Source organism: Sporomusa malonica (assembly GCF_900176355.1).
Lineage (GTDB): Bacteria > Bacillota > Negativicutes > Sporomusales > Sporomusaceae > Sporomusa > Sporomusa malonica.
This window is the reverse complement of the sequence record NZ_FWXI01000008.1, coordinates 78818-94303: the sequence shown is the minus strand read 5'-3', so window position 1 is coordinate 94303 and position 15486 is coordinate 78818. Positions and strand designations below refer to the sequence as shown.

The window sequence follows — 15486 nt, the reverse complement described above, 5'->3', positions numbered from 1 at the left end:
AATTAGGTGATAAAATTCTTAAGCATTCACATACTGGCGCAGTCATGGTAAACTGAGAGATATATAGCTTATACACCGGAGGATGCTTGATCTTATGTTTGTCCATTTGCACAACCACACTGAATACAGCCTATTAGACGGAGCCGGACGAATTGAAGACCTGGTACGCCGGGCGAAAGAGTTGGGGATGCCGGCAGTAGCAATGACCGACCATGGCACAATGTACGGCACCATTGACTTTTATAAACAAGCCAAGAAGCAGGGCATTAAGCCGATTATCGGCTGCGAGGTGTATGTCGCACCCCGTTCGCGTTTTGACAAAGCGGCGGTTGAGGGTGAGTCGTATTATCACCTGATTTTGCTGGCCGCCAATGAGCAAGGCTATCGTAACCTTATCGAACTGGTATCACGTGGCTACAGCGAAGGTTTCTACTATAAACCCCGGATTGACCGGGAAATATTGCGCAGTCACAGTGAGGGGCTTATCGGCTTAAGTGCGTGTATTGCTGGTGAGATTCCTGCGGCTATCTTACGGGGAGATCTGCCCAGGGCTGAGGCGCTGGCAAGCGAGTATGTTGAAATTTTCGGGACAGACAACTTCTATATTGAGCTTCAGGATCATGGCATGCCTGAGGAAAAACAAGCCAACCAGCATTTGGTTAAACTGGCGCAAAAGTTAGGGCTTGGCCTTGTTGCCACTAATGATGCCCATTATATTAACAAACAGGATGCCGAATGTCATGATGTCCTGCTCTGCATTCAGACCGGCAAGACGGTGGACGAGCCAGGCCGGATGAAATTTCCCAGCGATGAATTTTATGTAAAGACGCCGGCTGAAATGGCAGAACTGTTTGCTGAATATCCGGAAGCACTGTCCAATACAGTGCGGATTGCCGAGCGCTGCAATGTGACCTTTGATTTTGATAAACTCTATCTGCCTGATTTCCCTACACCGGACGGAATCAATGATGATGAATATCTGACACAGCTTTGCCGTGAGGCCATTTCCAGGCGGTATACTGAGCTAACACCTGAGGTGACGGCCCGTCTAGATTTTGAACTTGCTGTTATCAAAAAGATGGGGTATTCAAGCTATTTCCTGATTGTCTGGGATTTTGTCAACTACTCCCGCAGTCAGTCCATCCCGGTAGGTCCGGGGCGTGGTTCGGCAGCCGGAAGCATAGTTGCTTATCTGTTAGGGATTACTAATATTGACCCGCTTAAATACGGTTTGCTGTTTGAACGGTTTTTGAATCCTGAACGGGTATCCATGCCTGATATAGATATTGATTTTTGCTATGAACGCCGGAGCAAAATCATTGAATATGTTGTATCCCGTTATGGCAGCGACCGGGTGGCGCAAATCATTACCTTTGGTACTATGGCGGCGCGTGCAGCCATCCGCGATGTGGGACGGGCCTTAAACCTGCCTTATGGCGAGGTTGACCGGATTGCCAAACTGGTGCCAGCCGAACTTGGTATCACCCTGAAAAAAGCGTTAACTGCCAATCAGGAATTAAACAACTTATACTCTACTGAAGATTCGGTGCGGAAACTTGTTGATCTGGCCATGGCGGTAGAAGGCTTGCCTCGTCATGCCTCAACCCATGCAGCCGGTCTGGTTATTGCTAAGGAGCCGCTAACTCACTTTGCGCCGCTGCAGCTATCAAGTGAAGGCTTTGTAACCACTCAGTTTGATAAAGATCGGATTGAGGAAATTGGTCTCTTAAAGATGGATCTATTAGGGCTTAGAACACTGACGGTCATTGGTGATGCTATTGCATTAATCAAAGAAAACCGGGGTGTGGAGCTTGATATCGACCAGATTCCGCTGGCTGATACTAAAACATGTGTTATGCTGTCTATCGGCGACACGTCAGGCGTATTCCAGATGGAGTCAAGCGGCATGACAAATCTGGTGAAAGACCTTAAACCCGAGCGGTTTGAAGATCTTATCCCGCTGGTAGCACTTTACCGGCCAGGGCCGCTTGGCAGCGGCATGGTGTCAGACTTTATCGACGGCCGCCATGGTAAAAAAACAGTGACTTATTTACACCCGGTACTTGAACCTATTTTAAAAGATACCTTTGGCGTCATCTTGTACCAGGAACAGGTTATGCAGATTGCCTCGGTGTTGGGCGGCTTTACGCTGGGACAAGCTGATCTCTTACGCCGGGCGATGGGCAAAAAGAAGCATGATGTGTTGGCTGCTCAGCAGGAGTCTTTTCTTAAAGGTGCAGCTGACCGGGGAATTGACGCCAAACTTGCCCGCGATGTCTTTGAACTTATGACACATTTTGCTGACTATGGCTTTAATAAATCTCACAGTGCCGCGTATGCGCTGGTGGCTTATCAGACAGCCTATCTGAAAGCCCACTATCCCCAAGAGTTTTATGCAGCTCTGTTAACAAGTGTAATGGGGACCAATGACAAGATTGGCTACTATATTGAGGAATGTCGCCGCCGGGGGATTGCTGTATTGTCGCCAGACATTAATGCCAGCGGGACAGCTTTCTCGGTTGACGGTGAAGCCATCCGCTTTGGCTTAGCTGGCGTAAAAAATGCTGGCGGTAATGCACTTGAGAGCATTATTAAGGCCAGGCAGAAGGGCGGAAAGTTTACCACGCTTGTTGATTTTTGCTCCCGTGTTGACATGCGGGTGGTAAATAAACGAGTTATTGAGAGTTTAATTAAATGCGGCGCATTTGACTCGCTTAAGGCGAGGCGATCACAGTTTTTGAATGTCTTAGAGCAGGCGGTGGAGGTGGCTGCCTGCCGCCAAAAAGATGCGGCCAGCGGACAACTGGGACTGTTTGGTGATGACACCCTAGAGTGTGTGAATGACGTTACTCTACCTGATATACCTGAATTACCTCAGGAAGAATTGCTGGCGCTGGAAAAAGAAATAACCGGTTTTTATGTAACCGGTCATCCATTAGATAAATATCGTACTAAGCTCGAGGCTCTGCCGGCGCTTGGCAGTTTGGCCGAAGGCCAATATACGGATGGTCAGCCCATTCGGGTCGGCGGGTTGATCGCCAATGCGAAACGAATTAATACCAAAAATGGCAGCATGATGTGTTTTGTTAATCTTGAAGACTTCACCGGACAGGTAGAGGTTATTGTATTTCCCCGGATTTTTGAAAAAACAGGCCGCCTGTTGGCTCCTGATATGTCGGTGATGGTTTCTGGGCGTTTGAATATTCATGAAGAAGGCGCCAAAATTATGGCTGATAACATTGTCCCGCTTGACAGCGTAGGTGCCGAGGTAAGGATCACCTTGCGCAAAGAGCAGGAGACGCCTGTCATCCTTGCAGGATTAAAAAAAATGCTTAATCAACATACTGGGCCGTCTGCCGTCTACTTGCACCTAGTTGATAGTAAGCGCGTGATTAAAACAGAGCGGGATTTTTGGATTGAGCCTACACCGGCTGCTTTTGCTGCTATTGAAGGACTCTTAGGAAAAGGGGCTGTCACTACCTGTTAAATACCAGGAGTGACAGCATGGCCGCACCTTCTCTGGCATATTGCTTGGCTGTAAGATAGGTGTTATCTGCCATCGGGGCCGGCGAACCACTAGCTTCTATGCCTAATTGTTGAGCAAGTACCAGTGAACGTCTGATGTGTGAGGCGTTAGAGACAATTATGGCCTGGCGAAAGCCTTGTTCGCGCATAATGTTTTTAGAATTAAGCAGATTTTGATGTGTATTGTAGGATTTATCTTCAACATAGATTTTTTCTGGTGGGATGCCTTTGGCGACAAGATAGGTGCGCATAACAGACGCCTCGCTGGCTACCTCATCCAGACCCTGAGCGCCGCTGACGATAATGGCCGGGGCGTAGCCTTGATGATATAGCTGTAGTGCTTCGTCAAGCCGCAGCCGAAGCATGGTGCTGGGCTGGTCACCGATCAGTTTGGCCCCTAACACAATAATCGTATCACTGGGAACCGGTTTGGTTAAGTGACCTACGGCAATAATGGGTATTTCGACAGCTGCCACAGTAATGACTACGATTAGTAAGAGATAGCGTCTTAGTTTTTGGTTCAAGAATAGCCTCATAGCGCGATGCCTCCGCAGATGTTGATGGGTATCGCTTTTATTATAGCACTATCAATGAGCTTGCGTGCTCATTTGACGATGTAAAATTTTGATGAATTTTCGTTTGCTGTGCGAAAAATCTTGCAGTTTCCTAGTAAATAATATTAGAATAAGAGATATTATAATTTGTTACCATTATTTGATATTTGACAACAGGGGGAAACTGGTATGGAGATAATCGTCTGTGTCAAGCAGGTGCCTGACACTACTGAGGTTAAGATTGACCCGCAGACTAATACACTGATCCGCCAGGGAGTGCCAAGCATTGTAAATCCTTTTGATAAAAATGCTTTGGAAGAGGCGTTGAAACTGAGGGAAAAACATGGCGGCCGGGTAACCGTAATTTCTATGGGACCGCCTCAGGCTAAAGACGCGTTGAAAGAGTGTATTGCTTTGGGCGCTGATGAAGCCATTCTGATGAGTGATCGTGCCTTCGGTGGAGCCGATACGCTGGCTACCAGCCGTACTTTGGCTGCCGGGATCAAAAAAATTGGCAACTTTGACGTAATCATATGCGGTAAGCAGGCCATTGACGGTGATACTGCCCAGGTAGGACCGGAGATTGCCGAACATCTTGGTATTGCTCAGATTACATATGTATCCAAGCTGGAAATCACAGACGGGGCTGTCTGTGCTGAACGCGAACACGAGGAAGGCTATGAGGTCATCGAGACCAAGCTGCCTGTGCTGCTTAGTGTTGTAAAGTCGATTAATGAACCGCGGCATCCTAGCATCAAAGGCACCATGAAAGCCAACCGCAAAGAGATACCTGTCTGGACTGCTGCCGATGTAGCTATAAACCCGGAGCAAATTGGGCTTAAAGGCTCGCCTACTCAAGTGCGCCGTATTTTTACCCCCCAGCAGCGGGTTCAGGGTGAGATCATTCAGGAAGATACCGCCCGCGCTTCTGTAACCCGATTACTGACAAAACTTAATCAGGCAAAAATCATCTGATATCAGGGGGGATTTTAGAATGGCTATCAATTTAGATAAAGAACAATGCATAGGCTGTAGTGCCTGTGTCAGCGCCTGCCCATTTGGCGCAATCGTTATGGAAGGCGATAAAGCCGTAATTACCGATGCCTGTACCGTATGTGGCGCCTGTGTTGATGTATGTGCCGTAACGGCCATAAGCCGCCCTGAGGCCGGAAAACCGGCGGCAGATAATAGCGATTACAAAGGTGTTTGGGTATATATTGAACATTTTGACGGCAAGGTTCGGAGTGTTGGATATGAGCTCTTAGGCGAAGGCCGTAAACTGGCTGAGGCTATGGGGCAGGAATTAGCGGCTGTGGTTATTGGTCAAGGTGTTGAACACCTGGCCAAGGATATGTTTGCCAGCGGCGCTGATAAGGTCTACTTGGTAGAAGGCTCAGAGTACAAACACTACAGCACCGATGCTTATACAATTGCTTTGACTGATTTAATTAATACATATAAACCCTCGGTAATCCTTATGGGGGCGACCAATGACGGGCGTGATCTTGGCCCGCGGGTAGCCTGCCGGGTAGGTACTGGTCTGACTGCTGACTGCACCAACCTTGGTATTGACGAGGAAACAGGACTGGTGGCCTGGACTCGTCCGGCTTTTGGCGGCAACATCATGGCTACTATTTTATGCCCGAATCATCGGCCACAAATGGGAACTGTCCGCCCTAATGTCTTCAAGCGCCCTGAACAGGATATGTCCCGCAGTGGTGAGCTTGTGCGTGTCGCCAGTAAGGTTAAGCCGGAAGATATCCGTACCAAGCTGATCGAAGTTCTATCACTGAGCGATACAGCATCCTGTAACTTAGAAGAGGCCCAGTTTATCGTCTCCGGCGGCAGAGGTATGGGCAAACCTGAAAACTTTGCGCTTATCGAAGAACTGGCCAATATCCTTGGGGGAGCAGTCGGTGCATCCCGTGCAGCGGTTGATGCCGGTTGGAAACCCGCTATTCATCAGGTAGGACAAACCGGCAAAACGGTAGCCCCAAAAGTCTATATTGCCTGTGGTATCAGCGGTGCTATTCAGCACTTGGCAGGCATGTCAACATCTGACATTATTATCGCCATTAACAAAGATGCTGACGCGCCCATCTTTAAGTCTGCCGATTTTGGCATTGTTGGTGATGTTCTAGAAGTATTGCCTGTTTTGATCGAGGAATTAAAAAAGATTAAGCAAGCTTGTTAGCATAAAGAAAACACGGCTTGCGCCGAGCCTCTGGCGAAAGCGGAAGCCGATGTTGCCCTTATCCAGACGGAAAGTTATACTTTCTAACAGGAGAAAAAAAGAAGTCTCGCGCTCCAATTACGGAATGCGGGACTTCTTTTGCATGAGTATCTGATTTTGAGGTGTCTATGAGGATACATTCCCTTTTTCCAGCGCCGTCTTCGCGCTCTTACTTTTAGCAACATACAGACCAGCCAAAATTATGACCGCGCCAATAAACTGCAACCAGCCAAACGTCTCACCGAGGAAGAGGTAACCGGCGCCAACGGCAAAGACAGGGGCTAAGTTGTTGTACAACGAGGCTGTAGTGCTGCCTGCTTTGGCTGTTCCCCATATCCAGAGGCAGTTGGCCAAACACAGCGGAAATACGCCAGAGTAGATGACACTGGCCCAGCCAGGCCAAGCGATAGTTTGCCAGTCAACGGCCAGCATTGAGGGTAGGGAAACAAGGGCAAACAGACCGGAGGAAATCATTAGAATATAGGTCGTAATTTGATAGGCCGAGTAAGTAGTAGAAAGCGGCCGGGAAAAAACCGTGTAATAGCCATAACTCATTTGGGCGGCTAAGAGCAATATAGCTCCTGAAATGTGATCCCCTGAAAGGCTGATTTCTTTGCCTGTGCCGGCGACCATAAGTGCTACGCCAGCAAGGGAGATTACTATACCTTGAATAACTCCTGGTTTAATGCCTTCCAGCCGGTGGAAATGGTTGATGAGGGCGATGCTGACTGGGAGACAGCCCAAAATCAGGGATGAATTACCTGCTGTGGTCAGCTGTAGGCCAAATGTGAAGAAGATTTGGAAAAAAAAGAACCCCAGGCTGGATATAATAAGTGCCTTCCGATCCTGATGCCGGAGCGGTATCCAGGTACACATACGTCGTAAGACAAGCCAGCTAACAGCGAATGCAGCAAACAAGCGTACTGCATTGTAGGGCATGGGTGGCATGTGTAAAAGTCCGATTTTCATTACAGGCGGGTTTAACCCCCAGAGTAAGGCAACTAGAGCTAATATTAAATGTACGCGCATGTTAACACCTCAATACCAATATACCATAAAAAGTCTTAGACTCCTTCCTAAGTAAACAGAAATAAAAGTTTTTGGGAACTGCAGCTATTGCTTTGACTTGGCTTATGTGTATTTTTCGAGTAAACTGAATTGGATGAGACTATTCTGAAGGAGTTTTTCCCTAATGATAAAAAGTGTATTATTTGACCTTGACGGAACCTTGCTGCCTATTAATCAGGATGAGTTTCTGCGTGAGTATTTGAAACACCTGGGAGCGCGGGTCGCTCAGGTTGTGGATTCTAAAAAGTTTGTTAGTCAGTTATTGGCCTCAACTGCGGTCATGATTAAAAGCAGAGATAAGGCTAAGACCAACCAGCAAGTGTTTTTTGAAGATTTTTTACCGAACATCGGAGTAGCAGCAGACATATTGATGCCAGTAATTGATGATTTTTATGAGAGAGACTTTATTTTGGTCAAACCTACCACCAAGTATAGTGCGGCTGCCCGCCAGGCCGTTTTGGCTGTAGTTGAGTTAGGACTTGATGTGGTTATAGCGACAAACCCGATTTTTCCCATAAGTGCGATTCGGCAGCGGATTGACTGGGCTGGGGTCGGAGATGTAGATTTTAAATTTGTCACCAGCTATGAGGAATGTCGTTTCTGCAAACCTCATCCAGAATATTATCTGGAAATAGCCGAACGTATCGGCTGTCGACCAGAAGAATGTTTGATGGTAGGCAATGATGTGGGAGAGGATCTGGCAGCAGCAAAAATCGGCATGAAAACATATTTGGTAACCGACTGTTTACTCAATTCGAAAGATATAGCAGTTAAGACTGATTATCAGGGAACGTTGACTGAGCTGGCAGAAACAATTGCCGGAATAATCAGCTCCGAAAATCAACGTGGATGATGAATGAAATGAATGATATTTTGATTGCTGGGTTGGACATAATTACCGCTGTGCAGCAATTGCGCAGTCCTGCCGCTGATACCATTTTCCGGGGAATCACCCTGCTGGGGCATGAGGAGTTTTACCTGCTAGTGCTGCCACTCATTCTTTGGTGCATGGATTTTAGGATTGGCGTACGCCTGTCTTTTGTTGTGTTGTTATCACATTATGTAAATATATCTGCGAAAGATTTTTTTGCTGAGCCGCGCCCTTTTATATTCCGTCCTGAAGTTCAGCTTTTTCCTGCTGACGGCTATAGCCTGCCTAGCAACCATGCCCAAACAGGGTTGGTGTTTTGGCTTGCTTTAGCATGGCTGGCTCAAAAGCGGTATCTATGGCTGATTGGTGGAGGACTGGCGCTATTAATTGGCTTTTCCCGCGTTTATTTGGGTGTGCACTTTCCTACTGATGTGCTGGCAGGCTGGGGGTTAGGGGCTATCTTGCTTTTGGGCTTTGGTTTGATTGAGCCGCTGCTTGCTGCCTGGGTTGGGTGGCTAAGACCAAGGCACCAGGGCGTGCTTGCAATCCTTGGGCCGATATTTTTATTTTGGCTGCACCCCTGCAAGGAGAGCGCTTCGGTAGTTGCGGCCCTGTCAGGTGCGGGGATCGGGCTTATCTTAGCGCAGCAGTATTTTATTACTGCCGGTTTGGTCCCGCAGGGAGAGTGGCCTAAATTGGCGGGACGGGTATTCGTGGGATTAACAGGATTAATAATTATATGGGCTGGTTTAAAGATGGTATTTCCACATGAAAATAATGATTATTTTCTGTACTTTCGCTATATCCGCTATTGGCTTGCCGGAATATGGCTTACATTAGGAGCCCCTTGGTTATTTGATGCAACAGGTCTTACTTCAGGTATAGCTGGAACAGTTCCAGGAAAAAATATGCTTGACAATACAAAAACCATGAGATAAAATGACTTTAAACTAAACAGTGTAAAACAGCTGTGAACAGGACGAGTACATATGTACACTATAGTTCAGCGAGTCGGTGACCGGATTTCCGGAGGTGTGATGACCGGCCTAGAGAGCATATCGAATGGACCTGTGAGCTGCCCACCAAACGCATTTGCTAGTAGGCTGGGTCGGACGCCGCCGTTAACAGGCTAGGGTATCGGATGATTTGTATCCCGTACCTGAACAAGGGAAAGTATTAGGCTTTTCAAAAAGGGTGGTATCGCGACCATTTCGCCCCTGGGGTGAAATGGTCGTTTTTATTTTAGCCTAAGCTTTCCGAATTTAGGGTGGTACCGCGGACCATTTCGCCCCTGAGGCGAAGTGGTCTGTATTTTTTTTGTCAAGGAGGCGGGCGTCATGTTAAAAGATTATCTTTCTCAGGCAGTAGCAGGTCAAAACCTTTCTCGTGAAGAGGCCAGGGCAGCCATGCAGGTGATTATGTCAGGGCAGGCCAATGAAACGCAAATTGGTGCATTTCTTACAGCCCTGCGGATGAAGGGGGAAACAAGTGAGGAAGTCACTGGCTTTGCTGAGACCATGCGCAGTCAGGCGCTAAAGCTAGAGTGCCGCTCAAAAAAGTTAATTGATACATGCGGCACTGGTGGCGATCAGCGGGGGACTTTCAATATTTCAACAGCGGTTGCTTTTGTCCTGGCCGGAGCCGGTCTCAGTGTAGCCAAACATGGCAACAGGGGGGTGTCCAGTTCCTGCGGCAGTGCAGATGTATTAAGTGCATTAGGGGTAAAGCTTGAGCTGTCGCCTGAAGCTGTCTCTGAGGCCATTAATACCATTGGGGTGGGATTCATTTTTGCTCCCCGGTTTCATCAGGCAATGAAGTATGCAGTCAATCCCCGAAAGGAATTAGGCTTCCGTACGGTATTTAACCTGCTTGGTCCGCTGACCAATCCGGCAGGTGCGAGCTGTCAGCTGATTGGGGTATATGCACCTGACTTAACTACCAAAGTTGCTCAGGCGCTCGTCGGCTTAGGTGTAACAAGCGCAATGGTTGTTCACAGCCTGGATGGCCTTGATGAAATCTCAACAGCTTCGCCAACACAGGTTGCCGAAGTTCGCAGCGGCGAAATCCGCTCTTATGTGATTAACCCTGAGACATATGGGTTTGGCAGCTGCACACTGGCTGATTATCTGGGCGGCACGGTTGAAGATAATGCCCGGATCATTGAGCGACTTCTTGCTGGTGAACAAGGCTTCAAACGTGACATAGTACTGCTTAACGCGGCAGCAGCGCTGGTCGTGGCCGATGCGGCTGCTGATATTCATGAGGGTTTGCAGTTAGCTGCCACAAGCATTGATAGTGGCGCAGCATTTGCCAAGCTAAAAGCATTGAAGGAGTTTACTCAAGGCTATCAGGACAAGGAGGAATTGCCATTATCATAAAGATTTGCGGTATCAGTACCCTTGAGGCAGCGTTGGCAGCGCGCGAATTTGGCGCAGACTTAATCGGTTTGGTGTTTGCCGAGAGCCGACGGCGCGTTACTGTGGAAGAAGCACGGAAGATTGCCTGCCAGACTCCTGGTATTTGCAAGGTAGGCGTATTTGTCAATGCACCGCTTACTGAGGTGCAGTCAATCGCGCGTGAATGCCAGTTAGACTATGTTCAGTTACATGGTGATGAATCGCCAGAATACTGCAGTCTGGTTGGTTACCCAGTCATTAAAGCCTTTAGTATCAGACCTGGGTTTAGCTCAGAGATCTTTAAGGGCTATCAGGCTTCCTGGACACTGTTTGACACCTTTAGTGCCGGACAACAGGGGGGAACAGGGAAAGCCTTTGATTGGCAAGAAGCACAAGCGTTAGTTTGTCAAACTCCCAGACCATTTATGGTGGCTGGCGGTCTCACCCCTGACAATGTAGGTGAGGCCATACAGATACTTACCCCGGACGGTGTTGATGTATCTGGCGGCGTGGAAACCAACAAAGTGAAAGATTTGGCAAAAATAGAGCGGTTTATTGCCGCTGTCCGAGGGGGTGGAAGAGCCGAATGTTAAATAGAATTGTGGCCCAAACCAAAGAGGCAGTAGCTTTAATGAAAGAGGCGAAATCAATTCAATTGATAGACCGTAAGATCGCAGCAGGCAGTTTTGCCTTTAGTGCGGCTATCGCCGAACGTGAGTGGACGTTAGTCGCTGAGTGCAAGCTGGCATCTCCGGCCAAAGGGACGTTGTGTTCAGACTATACAGTGCCTGAACTTGCCACGATTTTTGCTGATAACGGTGCGACTGCCTTATCTGTACATACCAATGCTGCCTTTTGCGGCAATATTGACGATATCACACGAGTAAAAGCCGTTGTCAACTTGCCAGTGTTATGTAAAGAGTTTATCGTTGATGAATATCAGTTGTATGCGGCCAGAGCTGCCGGGGCCGACGCCATCCTGCTCATTGCTGCGATTTTGTCAAACGCTGAACTGGATCGCTTTTTCCATCTTGCTGAGGAATTGGGGATGGACTGTTTAGTTGAAGTGCATACCCTGCCGGAACTTATTAGAGTTGAGCAAAGAGGCGTAAAATTACTGGGGATTAATAACCGGGACCTACAGACATTTACGACTAGTATTGAGCAGACATTTACTTTGTTGTCGCATTGTGAACCAGGCCGTTTGATTATCAGTGAGAGCGGCATTAAGAACGGCGAGGATGCATTAAAGCTAAAAAACGCCGGGGTAAAGGGCATTTTAGTTGGGGAAGGGCTGGTGACAGCCAGGGATATAGCCGCTAAGACATGTGAGTTGGCGCTACGTGGTTCAAAACCAGAAGGGAGAGGTCAAAATGCCTGATATTAACGGGAGATTTGGACAGTATGGAGGCCGGTTTGTACCGGAAACAGTTATGCCGGCTCTTATTGAGCTTGAGGCCAATTATCGCAGGCTCAAGGAAGATGCTGAGTTTCAGTCTGAGGTGGCCTTCTATTTTAAGGAATATGCTGGCAGGCCAACAAAACTCTATTATGCTGCGAATTTAACGCAGCACTATGGGCGCGGAAAGATCTACTTGAAACGCGAGGACCTGCTTCACACCGGAGCACATAAGATTAATAATGCTATCGGCCAAGCGCTCTTGGCGCGGCGGATGGCGAAAAAGCGTATTGTTGCCGAGACAGGAGCTGGTCAGCATGGTGTAGCCTGCGCTACTGTGGCTGCACTATTCGGAATGCAGTGTGTTGTGTTTATGGGTGCTGAGGACATGGAACGCCAGGCGCTTAATGTGTTTCGTATGAGGCTGCTCGGAACCGAGGTTGTGGCAGTTACCAGTGGCAGCGGAACGTTGAAAGATGCTACTAGTGAAGCTATTCGATATTGGGTTACTAATATCCAGGATACTCACTACATTATCGGGTCTGTGGTAGGGCCGCATCCGTATCCAATGCTAGTCAGAGATTTCCAGGCCATCATTGGGCAGGAAGTTGCAGCACAAATAACTGAGATTGGCGAAACGCTAAAATATGTAGTAGCCTGTGTCGGCGGTGGCAGTAACGCTATGGGGATTTTTTATCAGTTCCGTGATAATCCCGAAGTAATAAAAATCGGGGTGGAAGCAGCCGGGAAAGGTTTAGCTACCGGTGAACATGCGGCATCACTCACGCACGGAAATCCTGGAGTGCTTCATGGATCGTTAAGTTATCTGCGGCAGGATAGTGAAGGCCAGGTTATTCCTGCCTATTCTATATCAGCAGGTCTTGATTATCCTGGTGTCGGGCCAGAACATTCCTACTTCAAAGACACAGGGCGGGTCGAGTATACGGCTGTCAGTGATAAAGAGGCGCTGGACGCATTTGAGCGTTTGGCACGCTTAGAAGGAATTATTCCGGCGCTGGAGAGTTCACATGCGCTGGCCTATTTGGAACATTTGATGCCGCAGACAGCGGCCAATGATGCTGTTGTTGTTTGCCTATCAGGGCGGGGCGACAAAGATGTGCAGATGGTGGCACAGGTAGTGGGGGGATTAGCGTGATAAGTATAGAGAAAAAACTGCTCAGCCTTAAGGCAGAGGGACGCAAAGGGCTGATTATGTACCTAACCGCAGGCTATCCAGACTATAATACTACTTTGCAGGCAGTCAAAGCGGTAGAAGCAGCTGGGGCTGACTTGGTTGAACTTGGTCTGCCGTTTTCAGATCCAATGGCTGACGGGCCAATTATTCAGCAGGCAGCAACTCAGGCATTAGCGGCTGGTGCAACAGTCGGTAAAGCGCTTGAACTTGTAACGATGCTTAAACAAGAAACGACAATTCCACTAGCGATTATGACCTATTACAATATTGTCCTTCAGTATGGGCTTAAAAAATTTGCCGATAGCTTTGCCAAGGCTGGAATCAGCGGTTTGATCATTCCTGACCTGCCAATGGAAGAAGCGGCAATCATTGAACCAGCTTGCCGGCAGGCAGGTATTGACTTAATCAGGTTTATTGCCCCGACAACAACACCTGACCGTTTAACAACAATTTGCAGCCAAGCCTCAGGTTTTTTGTACTGTATATCAAGCACAGGCGTTACCGGCGTGCGTCAGATTGACTATGATCAACTTGCGCCGTTAATGACTACCGTACGCCAGGAGACTCAATTGCCACTGGCTATAGGTTTCGGCATTGGTAGCCCGGCAGCTGCTTGTCAGGCAGCCCAACATGCCGATGCTGTCATTGTAGGCAGCGCGGTCATGGAACGATTGATGAATGACGGTGTTGAGGCAGTACGGGAGTTCACGAGTACAATTAGGCTGGCACTCGATAAGGGGTGTGAGTGCAGGTGAAAGCATATCCGGATAAAGAAGAATTCTGTCAGTTAGCAAAAAACTATACGATACTGCCTGTTTGTGTTGAGTTGTCAACAGATATGGAAACCCCTGTATCTATGTATTACAAACTAGTCGGCGACGACCCTGGGTTTATTCTTGAGAGTGCTCAAACAGGTAAGACATTTGGTCGTTATTCATTTATTGGTACTAGGCCGTTAGCCGTATTTACTGCCTATAATAAACACGCTGACCTTGTGGTTGACGGCTGCACATCACAGGAGGCTGGTAAACCGCACCTGCTGCTTAAGGAATTTATGAAGAGATTCTCTATGCCAGACCTGCCAGAATTACCGCCATTTGCTGGCGGAGCAGTAGGCTATGCCGCTTATGAATCGGTCGCTTCCTGGGAACGGGTATGTGGTCTAAATATCCCGGATGATTTGTCGCTTATTGACTTAATGGTATGTAAATATATTATTGTGATGGATCATCTGACCCACTCGACCAGGCTGATCCATTTGGTGCATATTGTTCCTGGGGCCAAGGCAGCAGAAGAATATGAGCACTCTCTGCAGGACTTGGAAAGATTAATCGATAAGCTAAAGCAACCTGTCATGCTGCCTGATGCCCAGCCAGAGCAAAGTAATCAGGATGGTTTAAGTGATTGTTTTGAATTAAGCAGTGAGCAAGATGAAGTACAGCTTAAGCAGCAGTATATCGATAAGGTAGAGCAGGCTAAAGAGTATATTGCTGCTGGAGACATATTTCAGGTAGTGTTATCACGGCCTTTTCGCTATAAGCTATCCAGGCATCCCTTTGCGTTATACCGGCGGTTAAGGCAGGCCAATCCTTCGCCGTACATGTTCTATATTAATTTTGGTGATAAGCAGCTTGTCGGTGCGTCACCTGAACGTCTGGTAAAACTTGAAGACGGCAAAGTGCTGACCTGCCCGATTGCTGGGACACGACGCAGAGGCAGCAGTCAGGCTGAGGACGACCAATTGGCCGAGGAACTGATGGCAGATGCCAAAGAGCGAGCCGAGCATGCCATGCTGGTTGACTTAGGTCGTAATGACCTTGGACGGATCAGTGTGCCGGGAACTGTAACTCTTGACAGGCTGATGGAAGTAGAAAAATACTCACATGTCATGCATATTGTGTCAGAGGTATCCGGCCAGATTGACCCCAAGTTTTCTGCTGTTGATGTGCTTACCGCATGCTTTCCCGCTGGTACGGTGAGCGGCGCACCCAAGGTGCGGGCCATGGAGATTATTTATGAGTTGGAAGGCGACAGCCGTGGTGCTTACGCTGGCGCTGTCGGGTACTTTGATTTCCGCGGAAATATGGATACCTGTATCACGATCAGAACATTAATTATTGACAAACAGCAAGTCACGGTACGAACTGGGGCAGGGATTGTGGCTGATTCTGTGCCCGAAATGGAATACCAGGAGATTATGCATAAAGCGCGTGTTTTAATGCAGCTTGTTGAGGAGGTGGAATGA

At 48.1% G+C, this 15486-nt stretch carries 13 protein-coding genes and 1 other annotated feature; of the genes, 11 read left to right on the top strand and 2 right to left on the bottom strand.

All coding sequences use genetic code 11. The features are described 5' to 3' along the window. The first annotated feature begins 94 nt into the window (after positions 1 to 94). Complete coding sequence (locus B9A22_RS11160) at positions 95 to 3487, top strand: DNA polymerase III subunit alpha (protein WP_245823957.1); 3393 nt, start codon at positions 95 to 97, stop codon at positions 3485 to 3487. On the opposite strand, the gene B9A22_RS11155 is transcribed toward B9A22_RS11160, so the two are convergent. Next, positions 3477 to 4061 carry a YdcF family protein gene (locus B9A22_RS11155; RefSeq protein ID WP_084575803.1) on the bottom strand — a complete coding sequence of 195 codons (585 nt, stop codon included), beginning with the start codon at positions 4059 to 4061 and terminating at the stop codon, positions 3477 to 3479. The genes B9A22_RS11160 and B9A22_RS11155 overlap by 11 nt on opposite strands. Positions 4062 to 4268: 207 nt before the next feature. Between B9A22_RS11155 and B9A22_RS11150 the strand changes: the two genes are divergently transcribed. Then, positions 4269 to 5054 (top strand): electron transfer flavoprotein subunit beta/FixA family protein, encoded by a 786-nt coding sequence (locus B9A22_RS11150; protein WP_084575802.1) that lies wholly within the window; start codon positions 4269 to 4271, stop codon positions 5052 to 5054. Positions 5055 to 5073: 19 nt separating this feature from the next. Beyond that, a complete protein-coding gene (locus tag B9A22_RS11145) occupies positions 5074 to 6273 on the top strand; it encodes an electron transfer flavoprotein subunit alpha (protein WP_084575801.1) in 1200 nt (399 codons plus the stop codon). A gap of 165 nt (positions 6274 to 6438) precedes the next feature. Here the strand turns inward: B9A22_RS11145 and B9A22_RS11140 are convergent, their stop codons facing one another. After that, positions 6439 to 7341: a DMT family transporter gene (locus B9A22_RS11140; protein ID WP_084575800.1), complete on the bottom strand. Its 903-nt coding sequence runs from the start codon at positions 7339 to 7341 to the stop codon at positions 6439 to 6441. Positions 7342 to 7504: 163 nt separating this feature from the next. On the opposite strand from B9A22_RS11140, the gene B9A22_RS11135 reads away from it, so the two are divergent. From B9A22_RS11135 to trpE, 8 genes are all read left to right on the top strand, one after another. Beyond that, positions 7505 to 8233: an HAD family hydrolase gene (locus B9A22_RS11135; protein ID WP_084575799.1), complete on the top strand. Its 729-nt coding sequence runs from the start codon at positions 7505 to 7507 to the stop codon at positions 8231 to 8233. Continuing rightward, positions 8230 to 9189, top strand: coding sequence for a phosphatase PAP2 family protein (locus B9A22_RS11130; protein ID WP_084575798.1), 960 nt, complete (start codon positions 8230 to 8232; stop codon positions 9187 to 9189). The genes B9A22_RS11135 and B9A22_RS11130 overlap by 4 nt, the downstream gene beginning before the upstream one ends. A 23-nt stretch (positions 9190 to 9212) precedes the next feature. Then, positions 9213 to 9473: a binding site (T-box leader), on the top strand. A gap of 115 nt (positions 9474 to 9588) precedes the next feature. Continuing rightward, positions 9589 to 10629, top strand: a complete 1041-nt coding sequence (gene trpD, locus B9A22_RS11125) for an anthranilate phosphoribosyltransferase (RefSeq protein WP_084575797.1) — start codon at positions 9589 to 9591, stop codon at positions 10627 to 10629. Between the two features lie 32 nt (positions 10630 to 10661). After that, the gene (locus B9A22_RS11120; RefSeq protein WP_245823956.1) at positions 10662 to 11240 is read left to right on the top strand and encodes a phosphoribosylanthranilate isomerase; all 579 of its coding nucleotides are present in this window, start codon (positions 10662 to 10664) and stop codon (positions 11238 to 11240) included. Then, the gene (locus B9A22_RS11115) at positions 11234 to 12028 is read left to right on the top strand and encodes an indole-3-glycerol phosphate synthase TrpC (RefSeq protein WP_084575795.1); all 795 of its coding nucleotides are present in this window, start codon (positions 11234 to 11236) and stop codon (positions 12026 to 12028) included. The genes B9A22_RS11120 and B9A22_RS11115 overlap by 7 nt, the downstream gene beginning before the upstream one ends. After that, positions 12021 to 13202, top strand: a complete 1182-nt coding sequence (gene trpB, locus B9A22_RS11110; RefSeq protein WP_084575794.1) for a tryptophan synthase subunit beta — start codon at positions 12021 to 12023, stop codon at positions 13200 to 13202. Before B9A22_RS11115 ends, trpB begins: the two co-directional genes overlap by 8 nt. Continuing rightward, positions 13199 to 13996 carry a tryptophan synthase subunit alpha gene (gene trpA / locus B9A22_RS11105; protein WP_084575793.1) on the top strand — a complete coding sequence of 266 codons (798 nt, stop codon included), beginning with the start codon at positions 13199 to 13201 and terminating at the stop codon, positions 13994 to 13996. The genes trpB and trpA overlap by 4 nt, the downstream gene beginning before the upstream one ends. After that, positions 13993 to 15486 (top strand): anthranilate synthase component I, encoded by a 1494-nt coding sequence (gene trpE, locus B9A22_RS11100; protein WP_245823955.1) that lies wholly within the window; start codon positions 13993 to 13995, stop codon positions 15484 to 15486. Before trpA ends, trpE begins: the two co-directional genes overlap by 4 nt.